Origin of the sequence: Shewanella marinintestina, from assembly GCF_023283845.1 — a bacterium.
GTDB lineage: Bacteria > Pseudomonadota > Gammaproteobacteria > Enterobacterales > Shewanellaceae > Shewanella > Shewanella marinintestina.
Map to the genome: position 1 here is coordinate 43,042 of NZ_JAKILC010000003.1, position 24,360 is coordinate 67,401.

Genomic DNA, 24,360 nt, shown 5'->3' on the forward strand with positions numbered 1-24,360 from the left:
GCAGTTACTTGTCTGGCTTTTATCGGTCTGTAACCATCTGCCTTCCGTGAGTGAGCTTGCGAACGTTCCGTAATCAGTGAGGCCGCAGGCCGTTCCGCTTTACCGTCTCAGCTCTCACCTAGAACCTGCTTGCCCTAGAACCTAGGTAATTCTTAGCCTTAACCGTCAGCGCAGCGTTCCGTGAGTGAGCCCGCGAACGTTCCGTAATCAATGAGGCAGCAGGCCGTTCTGCTTTACCATCTTTGCTCTTACCTAGGCCTACTTTCCAAGAACCTAGGCTCTTCTTAGCCCTAACCGTCAGCGCAGCGTTCCGTGAATGAGCCTGCGAACGTTCCGTAATCAGTGAGGCCGCAGGCCGTTCCGTTTTACTATCTTTGCTTATCGTCTTTGCTCTTACCTAGGACCTGCTTTTCCTAGAACCTAGGACCTTCTTAGCCTTTCAAATAATACGCTTTATACCAATCAGCAAACTTTTGTACGCCTTCTTCAACGCTAGTTTGTGGCTTATAACCCACAGTCTTAAACAAGTCTTCAGTATCTGCCCAAGTTGAATGAACATCACCAGGCTGCATGTCCATCATATTTTTAATGGCTTCAATTCCCAGAGATTTTTCTAGCGCAGATATATAATCCATCAATTTAACCGGGCTACCGTTGCCGATATTGAACACACGGTAAGGCGCTGAACTAGTTGCGGGTGTAGCATGTTCAGCTTTCCACTCTGGATTAGCTGCTGGGATACAATCTTGAATACGGATGATTCCTTCGACAATATCATCAATATAAGTGAAGTCTCGGCTTAGATTTCCGTGATTGTAAACATCAATAGGTTCACCTTTGACTATCTTATTGGTGAACTTTAGCAGCGCCATATCAGGACGACTCCATGGACCGTAAACAGTAAAAAAACGCAAGCCTGTAGTCGGGATCCCATAAAGATGAGAATAAGTGTGTGACATCAGCTCATTGGCTTTTTTAGTCGCCGCATATAAAGAGATTGGATGATCAACACTGTCATCTGTTGAGAACGGCATTTTTGAGTTAAGACCATAAACAGAACTTGAAGATGCATACACTAAGTGCTTGATCTTGTGATTACGACAGCCTTCCAGAATAGTTAAATGGCCAACCAAATTACTATCGGCATAAGCCATAGGATTATCAATAGAGTAACGCACACCCGCTTGCGCCGCTAGGTGGACAACTCTATCAAAACCTTCATCAGCAAACAGTTCAGCGATGCCTTCCCTATCCGCCAAATCTAATTTCTTAAATGAAAAAAGAGCTTGTGACTCTAGATTTTTAAGGCGATCTAATTTTAAATTTACATCATAATAATCGTTGATATTATCGATACCAACCACTTCATGACCAGCCGCACATAAGCGCTCACTCACTTTAGCACCGATAAAACCTGCTGCACCTGTTACTAAATACTTCATAAAATTCTCTTTTTCTTAAAAACAAGGTTCTAGGACCTAGGGCGCTCCGCTCCGAGGACGGACTACGTCCTACTAGGGAAATCAAAAACAAAACAGCGTTGCCTTCGAGCTTACAGCTTTTAACCGTCAGCGCAGCGTTCCGTACTCCGTAAGTAAAGCGTTTTGTAGGCCGCAGGCCGTTCCGCTTTTCCGTTTCAGCTTGTCCCGCTTTTGCTTTAATCTTCTTAGTTTTTTACCTAGAACCTTTCTTTCCCTATGATCTTCTTTGAATCAATCCGATCCAAACAGATCACGTGTGTAGACTTTGCCAGCAACATCCGCAAGCTCGTCAACCATTCGGTTCGATACTATGACATCCGCAACTTGCTTAAATTCATTCAGGTCTTGCATTACACGAGAATTAAAAAACTCTGGCTCGGTAAGTACAGGCTCAAAAACAACAACCTCAATCCCTTTAGCCTTTATGCGCTTCATAATGCCTTGAATAGAAGATGCGCGGAAGTTATCAGAACCTGACTTCATAATTAATCGATATACACCAACTATTTTAGGCTTCTTTTTAATAATTGAATCAGCAATAAAGTCTTTACGGGTAGAATTAGCATCAACAATCGCACTAATAAGACTGTTCGGCACATCCTGATAATTTGCGCGTAGTTGCTTTGTGTCTTTAGGTAAACAGTAACCACCATAACCAAAAGACGGGTTATTATAATGGCTGCCAATACGCGGGTCTAAGCCTACACCTTCAATAATTTGACGTGTATCAAGGCCATGAGACTCTGCATAGCTATCCAATTCATTAAAGTAGGCTACGCGCATCGCAAGATAAGTATTTGAAAATAGCTTAACGGCTTCAGCTTCTGTCGATTCAGTATAAAGAATATCGATGTTCTCTTTTACAGCAGCTTGGCTGAGTAAGTTAGCGAAGACTTCTGCACGATCGGAACGCTCACCGATAATAATACGCGACGGATGTAAATTGTCGTAAAGTGCTCGACCTTCGCGTAAAAACTCTGGTGAGAAAAGAATATTCTGAGAACCAAACCTTTGTTTTACTGACTCAGTGTACCCAACAGGTACGGTTGACTTAATAATCATAACTGCATTGGGGTTAATAGCCATGACATCTTGAATAACAGCTTCAACTGAAGACGTATTAAAGTAATTGGACTCCGTGTCATAATCTGTAGGTGTTGCAATCACGACATAATCAGCGTCTTGATAAGCTAGCTTCTTATCTAATGTAGCGGCAAGATCAAGCTTACGGTTAGATAAGTAATCCTCAATTTCAGCATCTGCTATAGGAGATTGCCTATTATTAATCATTTCCACTTTTTCAGGGACGATATCAACTGCAACGACGGTATTATTCTGAGCCAATAATACCGCGTTTGAAAGGCCCACATAGCCTGTTCCTGCTATAGCAATTTTCATTTTAAAACCTTTAAAAAAATGTCAGCGTAAATTACCACTAAACAACCAAAAAATCTTGTTTAGTGGTTACAGACTAAGGGATCTGTGATTCTAAATACTCAGATCACTTTTATCTTTTCAAAAAGCCCCTGACAGCGAGACTCCACCTTTTTAACTTTAGCAATTATTGAGTCAATTACTCATTGCCGCTATTCCGAAACTTTGGTTTCTTGTTCAATATACCACTCTATCGTTTTCTTTAATCCAGCTTCAAATGACTCCAAAGGTGCCCAGTTCAACTCTTTTTCAACCTTACTGGAGTCAACGGAATATCGTACATCATGCCCAGGCCTATCTTTAACATGAACAATAAGTTGCTTAAACCCAAGAGGATGTCCGCTAGCGGCCAATGAATTAGGGTTATCAGGTACTAACTTTTCAAGAAGCTCACAAATCGCGTTAACTATATCAATATTGCGTTTTTCACAGTTGCCACCAATATTATAAGTCTGACCAACAACTCCGTCAGTTAACACGCTATAGAGCGCTTTAACATGATCTTCAACATACAACCAATCACGGACTTGTAAGCCATTACCATAGACAGGAATAGGCATGCCAGCTAACGCATTGCTAATGGTCTGCGGGATCAATTTTTCTTTATGTTGAAACGGACCATAATTGTTAGAGCAGTTACTGACAACGATTGGTAATCCATAAGTTCGATACCAAGCGCGAACTAAATGATCTGACGCAGCCTTGCTTGCAGAATAGGGAGAACTCGGATCATAGCGACTACTTTCAGTAAATGAAGCGCCCTCTTCCAAGTCTCCATACACTTCATCTGTTGAGATATGATGAAAACGAAAACACTCTCTTTTATCTTTAGCTAGTGAGGCGTGATACTCACGACTTGCTTCAAGCAACGTATATGTACCAATAATATTGGTTTGCATAAACTCACCAGCACCATTGATAGAGCGATCAACATGGCTTTCCGCGGCTAAATGCATTAGACAATCTGGTTGATACTCTTTAAGTACTCGAGTAACAAAAGCACGATCACAAATGTCGCCTAACGCAAAATGGTAGCGTTTAGAAGACGCTATACCAATAAGGCTTTCAGTATTACTCGCATAAGTTAATTTATCTAAATTAACCACACGATGTTCGGTATGATTGAGCAGAAACCGTATTAATGCCGAACCAATAAACCCTGAGCCACCAGTGACTAATATGACCTTACTCATGAGTCAATCTCATCATTTATCTTGTACCAAATTAAGCAAGTACTGCCCGTAGCTATTGTGCGCCATTGTCTGAGCTAAGCGAACAATATCACCATCTGACAACCAATTACTTCGCCAAGCAATCTCTTCTAAACAAGCAATCTTTAAACCTTGAACCGTTTGTATGGTTTGTACATAAGAAGATGCTTGTTGCAAACTATCAAATGTGCCGGTATCCAACCAAGCAAATCCACGGCCTAACTTTTCAACCTTTAGCTCACCCAACTGTAAATACGCTTTATTGATATCAGTGATCTCTAACTCTTGTCGCGCTGATGGTGCTAAATTCTTGGCAATATTGACCACTTTGCTATCGTAAAAATAAAGGCCCGTGACAGCCCAATTTGATTGAGGCTGTACAGGTTTCTCTTCAATAGACTGGGCGTTAAAGTCCTTATCAAACTCAACAACTCCAAACCTTTCAGCTTGATCCACTTGATAAGCAAAAATTGTCGCACCAACTCGCCGCTTAGCAGCAGATTTTAAAGACTGACTAAAGCCTTGCCCATAAAAAATATTATCTCCTAAAATGAGGCATACACTGTCATTGCCGATGAAGCTTTCCGCAATAATAAATGCTTGGGCAATACCTTCAGGCTTTTCCTGAATAGCAAAAGTCAGCTGTACACCAAAATCGCTACCGTCACCAAGAAGGCGTTGAAATAATATTGATTCTTCAGCAGTAGTTATAATCAATATGTCTCTAATCCCCGCCAGCATCAATACTGATAACGGGTAATAAATCATCGGTTTGTCATAAACAGGCAATAGTTGTTTAGAGATCCCACGAGTAATAGGATAAAGGCGTGAACCTGCACCACCAGCTAACACTATCCCTTTAGTCGTATGATTACCCACAATATTTTCCAAATGAAGCACCTAACAATAAGGTTTCGATACAATACAAATTAACGCTACATGTAAACAATCACTACATGAGACGTAACGATTTCAAGGCAATATTTAATCAGCACAAACTGTTCCTAACCATTAATTAGGCTTTGAAAACGACAAAAACCAGCTCAACGAGCTGGCTTTTAAATAACGCTATTGAGTTTAGTTAAGAGACTATAGAAAGCACTTTTTTAGCTTCAGAACTTGGTGCTTGTTCACCATCACGTTGTTGCCAAACCAAATCACAAATGCCATCAGTCGGATTAAAGCCTGTAGGTGCACTCAACAAAATTTCTCTGATAGTCTCATGCTGAAATTCATGACATGCTGTATCAAGTTTTTTCAGAATAACCTCAAGTTCTTGCCAAGGTAAGTACTGTTCATTGGCTGTCATGATCCGCTCATGATCGGTACCGGTAACATCGTCACCAATTAATAGTTCTTCATACAGTTTTTCACCTGGACGTAACCCACTAAATTCGATGCCGATATCACCTTCCGGATTAATATCATCTTTAACATCAAACCCGCTTAATCGGATCATTTTTGCTGCTAAATCGACAATCTTAACTGAGTTGCCCATATCTAAAACAAATACATCACCGCCTTTCCCCATAGCGCCCGCTTGAATTACCAGCTGAGATGCTTCTGGGATCGTCATAAAGAAACGCGTAATTTCAGGATGCGTTACGGTAACCGGACCACCTGTAGCAATCTGCTTTCTAAATAATGGCACAACAGAACCTGACGACCCCAACACATTACCAAAACGTACCATACAAAAACGAGTGGAGTGTGATTCGTTAGCTAAAGCTTGTAACCCAAGCTCTGCTAAACGCTTAGTGGTGCCCATCACATTGGTTGGTCGAACGGCTTTATCGGTAGAGATAAGAACAAATGTTTCTACTTTTGCTGCTATCGCAGCTTGAGCAGTATAAAGCGTACCAAATACGTTATTGCGAACGCCTTCAACAACATTGTGCTCAACTAATGGCACATGTTTGTATGCAGCGGCATGATAAACCGTTTGCACCTCAAAGGCTTCCATAACCGCTGTTATACGATTTTTACGCTGAACTGAGCCTAGCATCGGGTAGATCTCAATATCTAATCCAAGACTCGTCGCCATTGCAGAGAGTTCTCGTTCAATTGAATACAAACCAAATTCTGACAGCTCGAATAACACCAGCTTTTTAGGTGATTGCTTAATAATTTGACGACATAACTCAGAACCAATAGAACCACCAGCCCCTGTCACCATGACCACTTTATCTTTGATATTCGCCGTCATTAAATCATCACGTGGGCTAACACTGTCACGCCCAAGAAGATCATCAATTTCAACTTCTTTAATATCACTATAAAGCTTATTGCCGCTGACTAAGTCGGCCATTGCAGGTAACGTCAGCACCTGTACAGCAAGCTGCTCTAATGACAACAAAATCTCTTTTCTACGCGAGCGTGATGCACTAGGTAGTGCCAGCAACACTTTCGTTGCTTGTTTTTCACGAATAAGCTTGCGCATGATTGACGGTGAATGCACATGCACACCTTGAATGACAGTACCATGCAAGGTGGTATCGTCATCAACGAAAGCAAAAGGGTAATATTCGTGACTTTGTACTAAAGCGGTGACCAGTTGGCGACCACTCACTCCTGCGCCATAAATAATGACAGGTTCACCGACCCGCTTCATTCCTGTGCCAACAAAAGCGCGTACCATGGTACGTGTACCACCAATAAACACGATTGAGAACGCGGCGTAGATAATAGGTACCGTTCTCGGCAATTGTGACTCAAAATAGTAAGCGAATAATACTAAGCTAACGGTAGAGACTAGTACCCCCAACAAAATAGCAGTGAGTGCTTGTAACCCCATATAGCGTAATACCGCGCGGTATAGCCCAAGTTTGGCAAATCCTAGAATACTTATTGGCACCACACTAACAGCAAGTAACCAGTAGCTACCATTGGTTAATGCGCTGATATCGTCCACACGCACGAGTACCGCGCCCCAAAACGCTATTACTAAAAATAACGAGTCGATTAAGACACTAACAATTCGTTTTTCCACTCGTTTTAACGAAAACAAACACTGCAAAAAATCCATTTTTTGATCCATTTGGCTCTGAGGCTTCATAAAATACGACTACTTAGTAACTGAGAAATAATGATATAGCGGGGCGGATAATAGCATATTTCAATACCAAAGTGCTGCTAGCACTCAACTAAAAATGACCCACTTAGCTAAAAAAACCGCAACCTAAGTTAGGCAAGTATCGTGGGGACGTAAACAGTACACTTTTCCAACGATGATAGGGGATCCGCTATCCTCTGGTTCACTTGCTATAATGCCAATAAACTCAAGTCTCTGCGCTGACAAGATAATAATGTGCCCGATAATAAGTATAGGCCTTATATAACAACACCGTTGTGGTTAAATTCAATATGAGCCAATCGCCTACACAGCTTAGGGAAGAAGCCTTACTATTCCAGCTGCTTTAATGAGGAGTAATCTCGATTACTTGATTGATTAAACGTAGTCAAAAGCACTTTTTGATTTAACTTGAAGCTCATATTCGCTGAGCTATAGAAAATAAGCATACACAAGGCTCACCACTTATCGATTTTTCGTCTCTCAGCGTGTTGAACCATTTGCGTTTAATTTTCGCTTAGTTAATCAAAATCATCCTAGATTAAGGCAACTTAAAGGACATGTGTACTCTTGCTCAATATGACATAAAAAATGTTATCCCGATTCAACCGTATAGCGTTAATGACGTCAGTATCCAAATTATTCAATATATTTGAACTCTTTAAATAGTTCATCTTTTGTGAAATTGTCACGCGGTAAAATAGCGGCATATAAACCAACACCTCTTAACACCCTGTTGAGCACACAAACATTCGCTTTTGACCTATCGCTTTCTATTTCGGAGAGTATTTTTCTAGTGACACCGACCATCCGCGCATATTGCTCTTGGTTAAGTGACAACAGTTCAACCCGTAAAAACCTCAGAGCCTGTCCAGTTGTTTTTGTCCCTGTTAGCAAATCCCGACTCACAGCTAACATCAGTGCATCTTTTTCATTAGGGCCCATTTTTGAACGTTTAGCACTCAAAGTAGGGCGCCCTGCATTACCCGATGACTTTTCCATTATTAACAACACTCTCATCAATCATTTTTTAATTTATACATCCGAAATACGGTACTCTCGCACAATTTGTGGGATCCCACTTTCATATATGAACGAGTTATTAAGCCCTCAATTCCTTGCGAGCAAATGAAAGTGCTTATGGGTAAAACAAATATGTCGAGTCAGTGTAAAACGTCTTCAAATTGTATTATATCCCTCCACATTATTATTCCCATAACCGCGCATTAATTGACAACAAATCGAATTGCTGAGTCATTTTAAGAACATTAAGTCAGTTTCTATAGATTTAATGAACCTAAAATAGCTCATTAAATATTGTGAACACGCACTCAAAATAGCGCTAAGGCGTTTTGACTATGCCTGATTTGAAAAGCAGCGCATTTTAAGCGTGCAATAAAAACACCATTATTTCCCTTTAAGCTCTGGGAGCTTAGCAAACTCCAGCGCTTAAAACTGAACAGTCTTTAACTATAGAACCATCTGAGGCTATGTTGACTAAGATATAAAATAACTTTATTTATCCCATGTGACGTTTTATTCAGAGCAACTAGATCATGTTGCTTTGTTAACGACCCAAAATCAGGCTCTTGTATCGATAGGAGAGGTATCAAGCATACTTTGCCTATACTCCAATGACTTAGCTGATAGTCCCCGCAACAAAGTCCCCAGTTCAAGCCAGCTCGGAGGAGCCCCAATGCGGGCTTTGCCTGGTATATCCAGGCTATTTTGTTTGCTCCCATATCCATATAGACTGTTTTTTGATTCGATTAAACACTCTATTCGGATCACAGTATGATGCGATTAGAAGGGGATCAAATCATCAACAGTCTGTCCATTAACAGGTTAACAGTTGTCACCCGCAACAAAGCACACCGTAATCAATTGAAATAAATAACAATTAAAAACTAAATGGTTATACATTATTAGTTATATGTGCTCCCTCTGTGTCGATATTTAATAACTTAATCTCCCCCTCAACAAGTAATAACCCAGCGACTACCTGAAGTAACCATCGCATCAAGGTGCAACAAAGTATTACTAAGAGTAACCATCAAGTTGCTACTGCGAGCTTTTACTAAAAACAATGCGCATTGCTGCGACCTATAGTAAGAACAAACCGTTAAGAAGGTCACGGTATGGCGTCCAAATATTATTGATGGGGGGTGTAGTGGTGAACTAAAATTGCCAAAGGAATAGCCAAAATTATCCTGAATAACTTTGCCACCAGAAAGTGCATTACTTGGTGTTACGTTCACCACTGGAACCGTTACAGCTGCTGGAGGTGCCTTTCAAGATAGCGAGAGTTTCGATTGGTAATGCAGGTAAATGGTTAGCGCTATTGGTTGCGCACTAACAAATACGCAACCCTAAATGTTAGCATTTTGGGCTTCATCCATTTTGAGCAGTTTGATTTAGAATGTACCGGGTACTTCGGCCACCGGAACCTGATCTTTGCAAGCAGCCTATTTCTACTAAATAAGCAAGATGGCGCGATGCCGTGGGCTTACTGACTTTTGCAACTTTATGGTATTGACTCGTATTTATACCGTCCAGAAAGTCCCCATCTAACATACGATTAAGTACTTTCATATGCTCTGTCGTGAGTTTTGTTTGATCAACCGCTCTCCAGTAATTAACCTTTTGTATGGTTTGCTCAATATCGTGTAAAACGTTGCTAAAAGTCTCATTAAGCACTTTACAAAACCAAACCAGCCACTGCGTAATATCAAGATCGCCTTTCTGCGTGCTCTCTAAGATTTCATAGTAGCTTTTTCGGTTTGCCATGATCCCCACTGACATTGCATAAAATCGTACCGATAGTTTATCGGCTTGGGCTAAAGCCAAATCGGTGAGTAACCGAGTTATCCGACCATTGCCGTCATCTAAGGGATGCAAAGTCACAAACCAGAGGTGTGTTATTGCCGCTCTCAATAAAGGGTCAAGCAATGCATCTGTTTTCGACTCATTAAACCAATCCTCAAAACGACTAAGCTCATCTTCAAGAACTGCTCTAGGCGGCGCTTCAAAGTGAACAACAGGCCGATCAATTCGTCCAGAAACCACTTGCATAGGAGCATCACCTCGCCATTGTCCTCCTATCACAGGGTTAAAGATCGTGTCGCCTTTAGGAAACAATTTCTCATGCCACCCCAATAGTCGTTCGAGCGTAAATGACTCATCCAGACGCTCTACCGCATCAACCATGATCTCGGCTAATCCATCTGATTGCTCTGTTATAGGAAACGGTTTATCTTCAGACACACCCAGTTTATTAGCAAGTGATGAACGTACCGAAAAAACATTTAGTTTCTCCCCCTCGATGGCACTCGAGTGAACAATATTGCTTAATAAAGTATCAAGCATACTTTGCTTATGATCCAATGACTGAGCAGAGACTTTACCCAACAAAATACCCTGATTAAGCCGAGTCTCCCTCAGGAGTGGCTCGATGCGTGCTTTGTCCCAGGTAAATACTGGCCACTCTGTTTGCTCCCATATCCACATAGACTGCTCTTTGATTCGATTAAACACTATATTCTAATCACAGTATGATGCGATTAGAAGGAATAATCAAATCATCATAAGTCTGTCGATTGACAGGTTAAATGTTGTTATCTGCCAAAAAGAACGCATAACAATTTGAAATGAAACAATAAAAACAATAAAAACAAGCTAAATGGTTAGCGCTATTCTACTGAATTCAACAAATACCAGTATTTCTCTTTCAATTTAAGGGTTTTCTGCGCACAGCCCCTCTCGCATGAGACTGAAAACGGCCAATATCAGTGCGTTTGAGACAGTGTTGATTGAGATGACAAAGTGATAAAACTCACGGCAAATACTCAACTGAAAGTTTGATTTCCCCGAATAACTCACTCAATGCTTTGATATCCGTATATGAGCCCAAAAATACTTGCTCTTAAGCACAGAAAGAACACCTCAAACCAGAAGATTAAGCTGAACGTTGCGACTATATTTTGCCTTGTTAGTTAAGATTCTTTACTGCGATCCGCAATTCAAAATACTGTTTAAAAACAGACCTTTGACGTAACCAAGTTAGTATTCTATCTTTTAAATTTAAACAGAAGTGAGTATATTATGGATATCAAAGATAGTTTTGGGTTATTTTGTTTTAACGATTTCGAAGAGAAACAACAAAAATGCAGCGACTTTTCCTCTCTTCGCGAAAATGCGTGTAAACATTTAGTACTACCTAAATTAATTTTAAAAAAAGAATGGGACTCTAGTTTACTACTCAATAAGTTAGAGGCTATTGACTTTAAAAAACTTGAAGCAATCTGTAAGTCAAAGTGTTCACAAAGTCAGTTTTATATCGAACCAACGCAGGCCGTTGTTATGTGTTTAATCTTTAATGAAATCGAGGATGAATTGAGGCGGTTTGTTACTACTTTTAGAAGTATAGAGCCTAGAGAAACACTATCATTAGCTTTCAACAACCTTGATGATGGTTCTGGGAAGTATCATTTTTATTCTACAGCATTATTAAATAGATCGATAAACTCGAGTTATAAAGCAAGTAAACTTGGTCTTTTTTGCGACAATGCACTAATAAAACGCCATGGGAGCTTAACGACAAGATTAGCTATATTTGCCTTGCTGACAACTGTCACCAGACTTCAATATGGGTTATGGAGAAACTTATATACAAAAGATCCCGTTGAAGCCAATAAATATGTCATTAACCCTTATCAATATTTAGAACAAATTCGCCTTCATGTTAGCTCTATTGTAGAAAGCTACCTTGAATGTTTAGCAGGTGATACTACTATTCACTGGAAAATGACCGGAATTAACCGAGGACACTTTGATGCCGCCATTAAAAATAAGTCGTTTAAGGATATAAAGTTTTAATAAATGGTATTTGTCCCGACAACAGAAACAACCTTAAAATATAATAGTTCATACCTGACGGTTACCCACTTTTTAACTTGGTTTCTGTCAGGTTATATTTGAGCTAGATTCATTCCCCCTAGATTGACTCTCCATCCTCTAACTTTTCTATTTGCATTCAGGCGCAGCATCAAAAAAGAAAGGCCTAGTTTCCTTTTTAGGGAAAACGCTAGCGCTAAATCTAGGGGACAGTTGTTAAGCAATTAATAACAATAAACAAACCAATATTTAAATTTAGCCATTTATACATCATTAAAATACTTCGCATTAACGTTATTTTTTGATTCTAGGTTGAAAATATTAGTTATTGGATCTGGCTGAAAAATAATAACTTTGACTTCTCACGCAACATATGCTCATGTATATATATACAGTAATACAAAAGGACGAGTCGATCCTCAGAACTAAATTGTTCTCAAGTGTGCAAACAGAACAGTAACACGGATTGTTAAGGAGGGCAGGATGCCTAAATCAAAAAAAGTCATACTCAATAGTGTGCAATTGCAGCACCATCCGAAACTGATCACATTACTCTCCGGTGATGTTATAAGCCTTTCGGCACTTCCAGCTATCAATATACTCACTATTGAACAAATTCAGAGTCTATTAGATAACACACCAATCCCTGTCGTACACAACTCTAGTTCCGATACCTATGAGCAACTAGTTGATATGCCATTGCTGGATTTACTACTCGTTCATAGTGACTCCCACAAATTAACCGCGACCTTGCTCATATACAAGGATGCAGAGCCGACTTTAACCACATTAGCCCTAATTAAACCAGCGTTAATGTACCAAGAGCAAAAGCGACTGCCTCAAATGCTACATCATCGATTGCTTACAGCTAAGGCACACGGTGTGACAGTACTAACAAAAAAGCAATTTAGTGAATTAGCTCAGATCTCTCCCTCTGCAATCAGAGCAAACAAGTGAGGAGAAATTAGTCATGAGTAAACAACATACGATCGCCAAGCAGAATCGGCAACGTAATGCAGGAGGGGTGAAACCTGATGCATTCAAAATGACTGTAACGTTGGTGAAATTATTCAATCAATTTAGACGTTCAGCATTTAAAGATCTTGACCAACCGAAATTTCTGGTGGTGATTTTATATCTTTGGCTGACCAACCAGCTAGATAAAAAACGGGATACTAAAAACAATCTCCAATATAAGATCCCCGATTGTTGTAGAGTCAGCGCCAGTGATGATTGCCAAGCGCACAGCTTTAGAACAGTAAAATACGGCAGTATAACCTATGCAGAATATGCGCTCCCTTACTGTTGCAATGGTGAGATTATCTTTCTGTGGCAACCGTTACCTGAGAATTTGAATCATCTATTCCAGCCTTTTATCGCCGCGCAGCCATACAAAACACCTTGGTTAACTCAAATTGAAAAACAGCGACTCATTGAGCTATTAAGTCAAAAATGGCTAATTTCAAGTGAGCTAAAGGGCAGAGCTAGTGCGAGAAAAGATATATTTTTTCGCTACTTTGCAAATTGCACTCGTGTGGATAATAAATTATCCAGTGTTGCAAAATCTGTATTGCTGCCTGAACATCGACGCCATCATAAAAGTGCGATCGCCTACCAACAAGAAGACAGCGACAGATTAAGGTATAAAATCCTAATCGCCCAGGGTGAATATCTCGAAAGACTTTTAAGTCAGGCACGGCTTTTTAATTGGGGGCATTTGCTTTCGGTTAATACCCCAAACTCAAATAGCAAAGTGGCAGCTGACAAACAAGCCAGCCCTCACCTCATCAGCAAACGATCCGCCAGAAGTATGCCTAAAGAGTGGAAAGCACAAGGACGCATAAGCCAATTACGCCGAAAACGTAATCAACGTAATTGGACAACACAAGCAGATCAGAAGGTTTACATCGGCAGTGAACGTGGTATTGCCGAACATGAGGTAAGTCATTTTTTTAAAATACTGCATGAAGAAATATTGAGCTCAAAACCCACAGGCCATGTAAAGCTCGGTGTTTACATTGATTACTACAATCTGTGTACCTATCACCTCGCATTGCTATTCATTTTACTCACTGGCACACGTCCAACCCATGCCATATCAATAGAACGAAAACGCTGTTTTAGTCACTCTCAAACCTGTGTTAATGATAAAGGTCGATTACGCCCTATCATACTATCCGATTACATGAGCCAACAGATATGCCAGTACCTAGAACTGCAAAAATCACTCATCACACACCTCCCAAAATCAATCCAAGGCAATTCACTTTGGTTTCTTTATGATCATAGTGGGCAACCTAAATTACTCAATGCAAAATTATTAAGAGAATTTATGCATGCTAGATTTCCGGGGAAAGTACCCTACATGCTACGCCATGTCTTTGCTCAATGTGCCCTCACGAGTATTGAGCCAGTCAAACTCTCAGTCAGTCAGATTGATCGTTTAATGGGTCACTCGGAGTTTGGTGAGCACTTCGGTAGTGATCACCTACTCCCGGTAGGTTTAGCCCCATTAAAACTCCACCTAAACAGTTTACCCACCCGCTTTAAATTAATGGAGGTTTGTTATGTCTAATAAGCTACACAATTTAAAGGCTGCAGATATCGTAGAGTTTTATCTACGAAGAGGTGAAACATGCTCAGAAAAATCTACATTACAATGGATTATTGAACATTGGAGTGAACAACCTGCCGTTCAAAATACGGTCTATGCTACAGACGCTGAGCGTCAAATCACCGAGTTTGATCTCCGTAAAATCAATAAAAACATTAGGATTGTTCCAACAGGTAAACAAAAACGCTATCGATGTGCTCTATCCGAATTACTGTGCTATCTACACGATGAGTGTCAGTGGACTATTCCCAATAAAAAAAAATCCGTATTAGTCGACAAAGATCTACAATGGTTTGATCGCTTAAATGGGTTCGCCAGTCAAGCCTCGGCGCTCAAGCATGCCTACGATGAGTATAAAGGTTATTTTTTAAAACATCGGCCGACCATATCCGTTGAATTCGTTGCACTGGTTATTGCAATGGAAGTTGCACCGTTTTCTATGCAATACCTAAGCAGTATCATCAATGATCTAGATGGCATAAAAAGAATAGGAACTAACATTCATCTCGACGTGATACACCTTGGTCGTCTATGTCGTCGACACGAAGAAACACTATTTACCCGCTATCATTTACCGCTCTTTGTCTTCCATGTTCTAAAAGAGTATCAACAGCAACAATTCAAACCGACTACTGCCTACAAACTATCGCGACAAATCAACCGATTTACCGCTGAACCGCCATTTTCACTTCCAGCATTATCATCAAGAGAGTGGTTTCGATGTTTTCAAAGCCTTTGGTATTATCGAGATAACGTAGTCCCGCAGTTTTTGAAAGACATCAGTGATCCCGAAAGGCATGTAGCGTTTAATAAACAATTGATTGACGCTAAGCAAAAACACAAAGCCCTGGCCAGCATTTATCAACGCGATTGGGATGACAAGTGGTTTGAGTCATTAAATCAACAATCAAAAAAGACGTACTGGCCAAATCGCGAATTACTGATGAACAAAATGCGTAATCGCCTTGCAGATACCACTCCACCGGCTTGGAAGTCGCATAATATCCTGCCAACAATGCTGTATTTCTATACGTTAGAACGGATCCGTTTTGGCGGCGTCAAAAAATCAAAATTAAGTGACGCGACACTCACAAAATATACTCGGATAGAAATATTATTGGAATCTTACCCACTGCCTTATGATCATGCAATTGATAGTGTATTGCTGCAGCAATGGGCTCACAGACTTTATAACTCGCTCGAAAGTGATACTCATCGACAAGTCATTCATTATTTTTATCGCTACATGTGCCAACACTCATTAACAGATCATTTTGATATATCTGAATTTGACGCACCAACAACTCGTCCGAGTGTTGACCCCTACCAAATTTCATTAACAGATTTGACAGAGATCGTTGAGTCATTACTAGCGCAACCTAAGGGCCATCTTCTACAACGTCTATTTTGTGCGGTTAGCTGCATACTCAGTTACTTTGCCATGCTACGGCGTGGAGAGATTTTACGTTTACGAATGAGTGATATTCACTTTCACCCAGAGCACAAAGAACTTTTTTATCTAACAATCACCAAAACCCAAGATGGGCAGACAAAAAATAGAAAATCAAGGACGATACATACCGTTATACCTGAAAAATTTGCAAAACTGGTACGGATCCTTATCAAGATTAAACAATCATCGGCACATAATGTGCCATTGTTCGGCTTTAACAATGAAAATATCAACTCAAGGCAATTACATTATCTCCTCCCAATCACTAAAGCCCTTAAAGCTGTAGCTGGAAAAAAAGCCCGATTTCATCACCTTAGGCACGGTGGTATTCATTTGTTTCTGCTGCAAGGGCTTCACTTAGCCTATAGACTATCAGCTAATGAAACGACTCAAGATCACACACTACAAATCCTATTAGCCCCAGAAACGATTCAATTGCGATTTAGCTACTGGTTAGAAGGTAATTCTTTTGAACAATGCAATGACAACTTATTGCTTGATGAGATAGGACGGCAAATTGGTCATGAATATTTCGCCACAACCCGTTGGTCATACCTTCATGGTATGGACTGGTTCTACCCTTTCTATCGCCTAGGCCATGGTGAACATCAGCAACGAGACTTTTGCCACTCAGAGTTACGCTATCTATTACAGCTCTCAGCAACCTCGAATGATCTATCGCGTCAATTAGCCTCACTCAACAAGCTCTATCGAGATAGAACTGCAAGTCAGCGCCAAAAAATACCAATTAGCCTCAGTGAGTCGATGATAAAGTCTTGGTTATTTAATCGCGAACGAGCTGATAGCGATCACCAACAAGCGTGCTCCCCTCAATTGAGCGACAATGTGAATCCATCATACGTTCAACTCTGGTTAGGCAACCTACAAGGTGTTCAATCCCCTGACTTCATCCGCTATCTATTCCTACAAATGCAAAAAGCAAGTGCTACAGACTGGGCAGCCCTAAGTCATGTTTGGCAGCATTCGGGTAAACATGGTCATCAAAAGTTTGCTAAACAACAGATCACTGCGCTCCGCAACCTGCCACTGATTGAAATCAGTACCAGTAAGCAAAAGGCAGATTATCTTCGAGTGAAGCTAGCGTGCAATGTAAAAAATGCAAAACTGATAAAAGCCACTTTTCGACAACCTCAGTGGCAGTGGCTATCACTGTCATTTGAATTGACTATCAATCGAAAAACCAACAAAGCGCGTCAATTAACTCTCCTACATCAACATTATGCCAAGCCAGGAGAGACTGTTAAATCTTCAAAACAATCAGATGGCAACAGTTTCCTTAGCATCATATTGACTGCGACATCAAACGCGAACCAGAAACTCCTGCAGCATTTCCACCCATTTTTAAATCACCTTCAAAATAGCAGAGGCACTTATGAGTAATCTTATTATCCCAACCGAAAAGCTTGATTCATTTGCTGCTATGACAAAGCAATTGAATAGTACAAAATCCGACTATTGCGTTAGTGTGATCATATCGCCAAAAGACAAGGCGATAACCTGGATAGGTGGCTCATCACCGGACTATACCCTGATTACTCAGCCATTAACCAAAGGGCATCGATTCAAACAGGCCGAATTCGCTTTACCAGGTGACTTTTTTAGTCAATCAATTAAATCAGTCATAGCTACGAATCAAGCACTATCAAAACACAACAGTTACGCATTGCAATTTAAGCTAAAGTCTTCAAAGGGCTGCTACATTCAAGCAACTCACATCGAAAGTTCGTTAAGCCAACCTGAACTCATGCAACCGAGATACCGGGCCCTGCGCCAGTTTGCCACTCTTCCCATACACAAAAATCACATTGAGTATATGGAAGCAGTGAAGCAACGTGCCTTACACGAGGTATTGACAACCGATTTAAAACAATTGAGCAAGGAGGCTGAGGAATCAACACCGTTTGAATACATACAGTTCGACGATAGGGAGCAAGAGATCCGAATTCAACGTGCCGGTAAAATAACAACCAAACCTATGCCAGAAAATTCTTCTATCCCCCTTCCTATGGCATTAAATCAACCTGTTTTAGCTCAGCTACAACGGCTGATTAAACAGACTGATTCACCAACAATCTCTATTGCTCAAGAAGGGGAAATAGTGACCATCAGTACGCCTGAAGAAACGGTGACATCTTCTATTGCAGGGCTGATTGACTTTTACAAGCGCGTGCCGGAGAAGCCAATGGTTGAAGTCGCTTTAGTCATTGATTACCTATCTCTTATCGCCGAGGTTAGGTCTCATCAAAAATACATCGAAATAAAGAAAAACCCAGAAGCTTTCATGTTGGTCCACAACAGTGAACTATTTGTCACTGCAGGATTATCCGGCAATAATCTTTGTCGACAAATATTCGGTCAGGCAGTAAAAAATAATGAAGACCACTTATATCGTTTTGATACGAAAGATCTCATTGATACCGGAAAATGTCGCAAAACTAACGGCTCGCAAGTGAAATTGGTGATAACTCAGAATAAGAAAGGAGAACGATTTTTTGAATTTTACATCAATTCCAAAGAAGCCCTTCCTTTTGCAAAAATCTCAATCGAAGCAGAAAGCAATAACATAGAGACTGCTATACAACTAAAACGGGACTATCTAACAGAAACACAGGCAGAAAATACAGACATACCCCAAACAGAAAAGCAGCTTGAGTTGTATGGTTTTGAGGACATGTAGTATGGCTACTCTACGGAAGAGTCCATGGCCATGAAAAGTAATGAATAGAAATGTGACAACTGGACAAATATACAGTTACAGCTATAGTAATACATGTATTTTTAACCAATAGTCCTATTTTAAGCAATATTGGTCATTAGCAATGAAGGAAAGGAAAGTAACAAAATAAGTATGATTGGTTAGCTTTTACTTTGAGAAAGCGTGTTTAACAAGCGAAACAGGCAAACGCGATTGATAAGCGAGAAGTAGAAACTAAGTTAACCTATAAAAAGCAGTTGGGGCAGAGTGGCGGCAACCACCCTACCCCGTACCGGCTGCGACGACTATTAACCCACCCCAGCCGATGGGCAAATTCTAACGAATTCCATTGGTAAGGGACAGATCTATTTAACGATCTGCAATCAATGGAGGCCACTATGGCTCATATTCGTATTCGCCCCAATGGGCGTATTCAGTTCGACTTACACCTCTATGGCTGCCGCTTTCGTGAAGGCACTAAACTCATGGCCACACCTAAAAACCTCGCTAGTGCCAAAGCCACCCTCAAGCAAATGAATGCTGAAATTGATTTAGGCAGTTTTCAATACCGTGATTACTTTCCAAAAAGTAAAAAAGTCGCCAAGTTTGAAAAGCTCCAACGAGATAAATATCCCGACCGCCAATATCCATTTTTTGATACCTTTGCTAATCAATGGTTTGAACGACAAAAAGCCAAATGGAAAAATAGTTACCGCGATACTGTGCGTAATACACTGGATAAATACTTAATCCCACAGTTTGGCAATACTTTGATCAACGAAGTCACTTTATCGCAAGTTGACTTTTTTCGTCAGACATTAATGGAAGGCGAGAAAAAAGATGGTTCACGACTGTTATCGAATAGGCGCATCAATAACATTCTGTGGCCGTTAGTGGCGATAGTGAGCCTTGCTGCCGAAGAATGTAAATTTGATTATTCATTGAGGCGCTATCGCTCTCTCAAAGAAGAAAAAGCAGAATCACACCCAATGACTATTGATGAGGTTAGACAATTTTTAACTCACGTGCCGAAACAGTGGAAAGATTACTTTATCGTCCGCTTTTGGACTGGGATGAGAAGCTGTGAAGTACATGGATTGGAATGGCAGCATATCGATTTTGACCACCGTTTAATCCGGATTAGACAAAACTGGGTCAATGGTGAAACATGTGATGTTAAAACGCCTAAATCGCGTAGAGAATTGAAGATGTGTGAGTCGGTGTATGAAGCATTTAAGCGGCTAAAAGATGCAAGCCAATCGGATTCAAACTTTGTGTTTATCGGACCGTCTGGCACACCATTAGAAACCCACTATGTGAGTAGAAAGCTCTGGTATCCAACGCTTAAAAAGGCAGGGTTAAAACTACGACGACCGTACGAAACACGCCATACGGCAGCCGTTTTGCATATAGCGGCACACGAAAATCCGCTGTATGTGTCACAGATGCTAGGCCACAGCGATACTCGCTTGCTATTTGATGTGTATGCACCTTATGTAGCTAATGCTTCTAGAACGGACGGTAAGGCTTTTGATTCGTTGATGAGGGAAAACGGACTTAATTAGCACTACTTACTATCGAGAGTGAGTACGGAGCTGTATGCTCGATAATAATTAAGTATTGTTTCAAAAAATAAATGCTATTCACCTTCAATGTGAATAGCATTTTTCAATGTGATGTAATTAAAGCTTACTTGTTATAAAACTCTCGATACCACCGAATGAATTCAGCAACGCCTTCTTTAACACCAACTTTAGGCTTATAGCCAGTTGCTTCAAATAAATCCTCAACATCAGCATAGGTCTGATAAACATCCCCAGGCTGCATTTCTCGGAAGTTCTTCTTAGCTTCTATTCCCAGCTCTTCTTCAATGGCTTTAACGAAACCCATTAAGTTAATTGGAGAGCCATGGCCTATATTATACACAGCATAAGGTGCAGAACTCGTTGCTGGAGAACCTGCCTCAACAGTCCAAGATGCATCTCTATTTGGAATGACATCTGCTATGCGCACAACACCTTCAACAATATCATCTACATGAGTAAAGTCACGCCACATGTCACCATTATTATTGATGTCAATAGTTTCGCCATCTAGGATCTTTTTGGTAAAGATAAACGGTGCCATATCTGGCCGTCCCCAGCTACCATATACGGTAAAAAATCTAAGACCTGTCGTAGGAATATCGTAAAGGTGAGAATAGCTATGCGCCATCAACTCATTAGACTTTTTAGTTGCAGCGTAAAGCGAAACAGGGTGGTCAACGCTATCTGAAGTAGCAAATGGCGTCTTACTATTCAAACCATATACCGAACTAGATGAGGCATAAACAAGGTGTTGAACTTTTGTATTCCTACAGCCTTCTAGAATATTCAAATGGCCAACTAAATTCGAATCAGCATAAGCGTGTGGATTTTCAATAGAGTATCGAACGCCGGCTTGTGCGGCTAAGTGAATAACACGATCAAAGCTTTCAGTTTTAAATAATTGACTTACAGACTCTCTATCGGCAATATCTAATTCAACTAACCGAAAGCTTTTGTGCTCAATACGTTTTAAACGTGCATATTTTAAAGCAGGGTCGTAATAATCGTTAATATTATCAATACCAACTATCTCATGCCCGTTTGCTACTAGTTTTTCAACAACTGCACTACCAATAAATCCAGCTGCACCAGTGACCAAATACTTCATATCATTACCTCAAAAACTAATCTGAACCGAAAAGGTCACGAGTATACACCTTATCACTTACATCTCTGATTTCATCAACCATGCGATTAGATACAATAACATCTGACATAGCTTTAAAGTCTTCTAGCGATTTTATAACTTCAGAGTGGAAAAAGTGGTCTTCTTCAATCACTGGCTCAAATACCACTACTTGAATTCCTTTAGCTTTCAGGCGTTTCATAATCCCCTGAATACTCGATGCCCTGAAGTTATCTGACCCAGTTTTCATAATTAAACGGTAAATACCAACGATTTTAGGTTCGCGCTTTAAAATTGCATCCGCTATAAAATCCTTACGAGTAGTATTTGAGTCAACGATTGCACCGATGATGTTATTCGGTACGTCTGAGTAGTTTGCACGTAACTGCTTCGTATCTTTAGGTAAGCAGTAACCACCATAACCAAATGAAGGGTTATTGTAATGGTTACCAATACGGGGATCTAAACCAACTCCCTCAATAATTTGACGAGAATTCAAGCCATGAGATTCAGCGTAGGTGTCTAACTCATTAAAGTAGGCAACACGAAGCGCTAGATAAGTGTTAGAAAACAACTTGATAGCTTCAGCTTCAGTAGAGTCTGTAAATAAAACATCAATATTTTCTTTAATTGCGCCTTGAACTAGTAAGTTCGCAAAAATTTTAGCTCGCTCACTTTGTTCGCCAACAATAATACGTGAAGGGTAAAGGTTATCATAAAGCGCCCTACCCTCGCGTAAAAACTCGGGCGAGAAGATCAAGTTACTGCAACCTAACTCGTCTGCAATTCGGCTTGTGTAACCAACTGGTACGGTTGATTTAATAACCATTATCGCTTGAGGGTTAATCATCATTACATCTTTAATCACAGCTTCAATAGATGATGTATTAAAGAAATTTGTTTGAACGTCGTAATCTGTAGGCGTTGCGATAATTACATACTCTGCATTTTTATACGCAAATTCTTTATCTAAAGTTGCAGTAAATGAAAGCGCATGATTTTGAAGAAAATCAGTTATCTCATCATCTACAATTGGTGAAATACCATCATTCAACATATCGACTTTTTCTTCGATAATGTCTATGGCAACAACGTCGTTATGTTGCGAGAGTAGCATCGCATTTGATAAACCAACATAACCTGTACCAGCAATAGCAATTTTCATATTTATTTGTCTAAACCTTTAATTTAAAAACGTTCCAAAACTGCCAAAGCAGATATTAAAGAGCAAAACTTAATCGAGGAGAAATAGATAACTGAATAGTCACATTAAAAACTATTTTTTTACCGCATCACCAGAACCACTGCCGGTAACTGTCATCATAATGTACTTAAAATAATCTTTAACATTTAGGCTATCAATCATCTGCTTGTCAGTTTTTGCTAACAAAGCGGGCATAGACATATCAATGTTTTGAACTTGAGCTAAACCTGTAACGCCAGGTAAAACATCGTAAACCCCTAACACATCACGCTCTTTAATTAACTCTTCTTGATTAAATAAGTTCGGTCGAGGACCAACCAAACTCATTTCACCTTTAACCACATTAATTAATTGCGGTAATTCATCAATCTTAGTTTTACGTAAAAAATTACCTAACTTTGTAATTGACGCATTACTGGCTAAGTGACTAGCAACTGATTTTGTTTCAACAGACATAGTACGGAACTTAATCAATTTAAATGGCTTTTTATTTCGACCAACACGAGTCTGTACAAAAATTGGTGAACCAGTATCGAACATACCGATAATAGTAACAATAAGTAAGACAGGCCACAGCAATAGCAATCCACAGAAGGCTGCTAGAAAATCTATTAAACGAATCATTTTTTACTCTCTGAAAGTGAAGCCATTGCCTGCTCCATCGTATAAGGAGGCTTCCAACCTAAAACGTTGTAAAGATCGGAAGAGTCAATTTCAAAATCCATCAATACTTGTTCTAACATATTTGATTTACCGAAGAACTGGGCAAGTTTACGCAAAATAGGTACAGGTATCGGTACTTGAAAAGCCGATTTGTTCAAACCATGAGCTATTGCTGTTGTAAATTCTTTCATAGATACAGTTCGACAGTCAGATGCTAAAAAAGTCCTACCGCTTGCGCTTGAATGAGTGGCACATTTTAGCAACAAATCGGAAAGATTCTGAACAGCTATAAAACTCCTTTTATTTGATATAGCCCCAAATGGTAATAATGGTAGCAATTTGACTAATCGAGTAAGACTACCAAAATTTGCTGGTGCATCAGCGCCATAAACTAAAGCAGACCTAACAATGACCAATTCCATACCTGTTTTTAACGAAACTTCCTTTAAGCCTCTTTCCGCTAAAAGCTTTGAAGTTATATATGGACTATTACCGTGAGCGTCTAAACCGTCTTGTAACATTGTATTATCGATATTATTAACCAAAATCGAACTCACAAACACGAAACGTTTAACTCCCGATCTCGCGGCTTCTCTAGCCAAATGTAGACTTCCTTCAACATTTACATCTAAATAATCTTGTTCAGAAAAACCTTTAGAGTGTGCTAATCCCGCGAGGTGAATTATAGAATCAACACCGTCAAAAGCCCCATCCCAACATGTAAAACGGTCCAAGTTCGCTATAAAGAAATTATCACTATCATTATTTTTATTTGAACGAACTACATATTTAAGTTTTTTGTCAGTACTAGAAGGAAAATTCCTACCAATAAAGCCAGATGAACCAGTTATCAAAATGCTCACAACACCACCTTAAAGTTTGATCTCATGCGATAAAAACATAATTTAA

The 24,360-nt window shown here is 40.0% G+C and carries 17 protein-coding genes; 6 read left to right on the forward strand and 11 right to left on the reverse strand.

The window, feature by feature from the left end; genetic code table 11:
- Positions 1 to 431: 431 nt before the first annotated feature.
- The 7 genes from L2747_RS04120 to L2747_RS04150 all read right to left on the reverse strand — a co-directional run bounded on the left by L2747_RS04120 (position 432) and on the right by L2747_RS04150 (position 10,703).
- Positions 432 to 1,442 carry an NAD-dependent epimerase gene (locus tag L2747_RS04120; RefSeq protein ID WP_248997832.1) on the reverse strand — a complete coding sequence of 337 codons (1,011 nt, stop codon included), beginning with the start codon at positions 1,440 to 1,442 and terminating at the stop codon, positions 432 to 434.
- 270 nt (positions 1,443 to 1,712) lie between these two features.
- Complete coding sequence (locus L2747_RS04125) at positions 1,713 to 2,879, reverse strand: nucleotide sugar dehydrogenase (RefSeq protein WP_248997833.1); 1,167 nt, start codon at positions 2,877 to 2,879, stop codon at positions 1,713 to 1,715.
- A 188-nt stretch (positions 2,880 to 3,067) separates the two neighbouring features.
- Complete coding sequence (gene rfbB, locus L2747_RS04130; RefSeq protein ID WP_248997834.1) at positions 3,068 to 4,108, reverse strand: dTDP-glucose 4,6-dehydratase; 1,041 nt, start codon at positions 4,106 to 4,108, stop codon at positions 3,068 to 3,070.
- Positions 4,109 to 4,120: 12 nt separating this feature from the next.
- Positions 4,121 to 5,017, reverse strand: a complete 897-nt coding sequence (gene rfbA, locus L2747_RS04135) for a glucose-1-phosphate thymidylyltransferase RfbA (protein ID WP_283107173.1) — start codon at positions 5,015 to 5,017, stop codon at positions 4,121 to 4,123.
- 190 nt (positions 5,018 to 5,207) lie between these two features.
- Positions 5,208 to 7,151 (reverse strand): polysaccharide biosynthesis protein, encoded by a 1,944-nt coding sequence (locus L2747_RS04140; protein ID WP_248997835.1) that lies wholly within the window; start codon positions 7,149 to 7,151, stop codon positions 5,208 to 5,210.
- Positions 7,152 to 7,835: 684 nt separating this feature from the next.
- On the reverse strand, positions 7,836 to 8,198 hold the full coding sequence (locus L2747_RS04145) for a helix-turn-helix domain-containing protein (protein ID WP_248997836.1): 363 nt from the start codon (positions 8,196 to 8,198) through the stop codon (positions 7,836 to 7,838).
- 1,389 nt (positions 8,199 to 9,587) lie between these two features.
- Complete coding sequence (locus L2747_RS04150; protein WP_248997837.1) at positions 9,588 to 10,703, reverse strand: Fic family protein; 1,116 nt, start codon at positions 10,701 to 10,703, stop codon at positions 9,588 to 9,590.
- Positions 10,704 to 11,297: 594 nt separating this feature from the next.
- Here L2747_RS04150 and L2747_RS04155 point away from each other — a divergent pair.
- The 6 genes from L2747_RS04155 to L2747_RS04180 all read left to right on the forward strand — a co-directional run bounded on the left by L2747_RS04155 (position 11,298) and on the right by L2747_RS04180 (position 20,437).
- Positions 11,298 to 12,071 (forward strand): hypothetical protein, encoded by a 774-nt coding sequence (locus L2747_RS04155; protein WP_248997838.1) that lies wholly within the window; start codon positions 11,298 to 11,300, stop codon positions 12,069 to 12,071.
- Between the two features lie 501 nt (positions 12,072 to 12,572).
- Entirely contained in the window at positions 12,573 to 13,046 is a 474-nt protein-coding gene (locus L2747_RS04160) for a hypothetical protein (protein ID WP_248997839.1), read from the forward strand.
- Between the two features lie 13 nt (positions 13,047 to 13,059).
- The gene (locus tag L2747_RS04165; protein ID WP_248997840.1) at positions 13,060 to 14,664 is read left to right on the forward strand and encodes a hypothetical protein; all 1,605 of its coding nucleotides are present in this window, start codon (positions 13,060 to 13,062) and stop codon (positions 14,662 to 14,664) included.
- Entirely contained in the window at positions 14,657 to 17,557 is a 2,901-nt protein-coding gene (locus tag L2747_RS04170; protein ID WP_248997841.1) for a site-specific integrase, read from the forward strand. Before L2747_RS04165 ends, L2747_RS04170 begins: the two co-directional genes overlap by 8 nt.
- Positions 17,550 to 18,854, forward strand: a complete 1,305-nt coding sequence (locus L2747_RS04175) for a hypothetical protein (RefSeq protein ID WP_248997842.1) — start codon at positions 17,550 to 17,552, stop codon at positions 18,852 to 18,854. Before L2747_RS04170 ends, L2747_RS04175 begins: the two co-directional genes overlap by 8 nt.
- Before the next feature lie 416 nt (positions 18,855 to 19,270).
- The gene (locus L2747_RS04180) at positions 19,271 to 20,437 is read left to right on the forward strand and encodes an Arm DNA-binding domain-containing protein (protein WP_248997843.1); all 1,167 of its coding nucleotides are present in this window, start codon (positions 19,271 to 19,273) and stop codon (positions 20,435 to 20,437) included.
- A 124-nt stretch (positions 20,438 to 20,561) separates the two neighbouring features.
- Here L2747_RS04180 and L2747_RS04185 read toward each other — a convergent pair whose 3' ends face one another.
- The 4 genes from L2747_RS04185 to L2747_RS04200 all read right to left on the reverse strand — a co-directional run bounded on the left by L2747_RS04185 (position 20,562) and on the right by L2747_RS04200 (position 24,314).
- Positions 20,562 to 21,566 carry an NAD-dependent epimerase gene (locus L2747_RS04185; RefSeq protein ID WP_248997844.1) on the reverse strand — a complete coding sequence of 335 codons (1,005 nt, stop codon included), beginning with the start codon at positions 21,564 to 21,566 and terminating at the stop codon, positions 20,562 to 20,564.
- Between the two features lie 16 nt (positions 21,567 to 21,582).
- Positions 21,583 to 22,749, reverse strand: coding sequence for a nucleotide sugar dehydrogenase (locus L2747_RS04190; RefSeq protein ID WP_248997845.1), 1,167 nt, complete (start codon positions 22,747 to 22,749; stop codon positions 21,583 to 21,585).
- Positions 22,750 to 22,860: 111 nt separating this feature from the next.
- The gene (locus L2747_RS04195; protein WP_248997846.1) at positions 22,861 to 23,412 is read right to left on the reverse strand and encodes a sugar transferase; all 552 of its coding nucleotides are present in this window, start codon (positions 23,410 to 23,412) and stop codon (positions 22,861 to 22,863) included.
- On the reverse strand, positions 23,409 to 24,314 hold the full coding sequence (locus tag L2747_RS04200) for an NAD-dependent epimerase/dehydratase family protein (protein WP_248997847.1): 906 nt from the start codon (positions 24,312 to 24,314) through the stop codon (positions 23,409 to 23,411). Before L2747_RS04200 ends, L2747_RS04195 begins: the two co-directional genes overlap by 4 nt.
- Positions 24,315 to 24,360 lie beyond the last annotated feature (46 nt).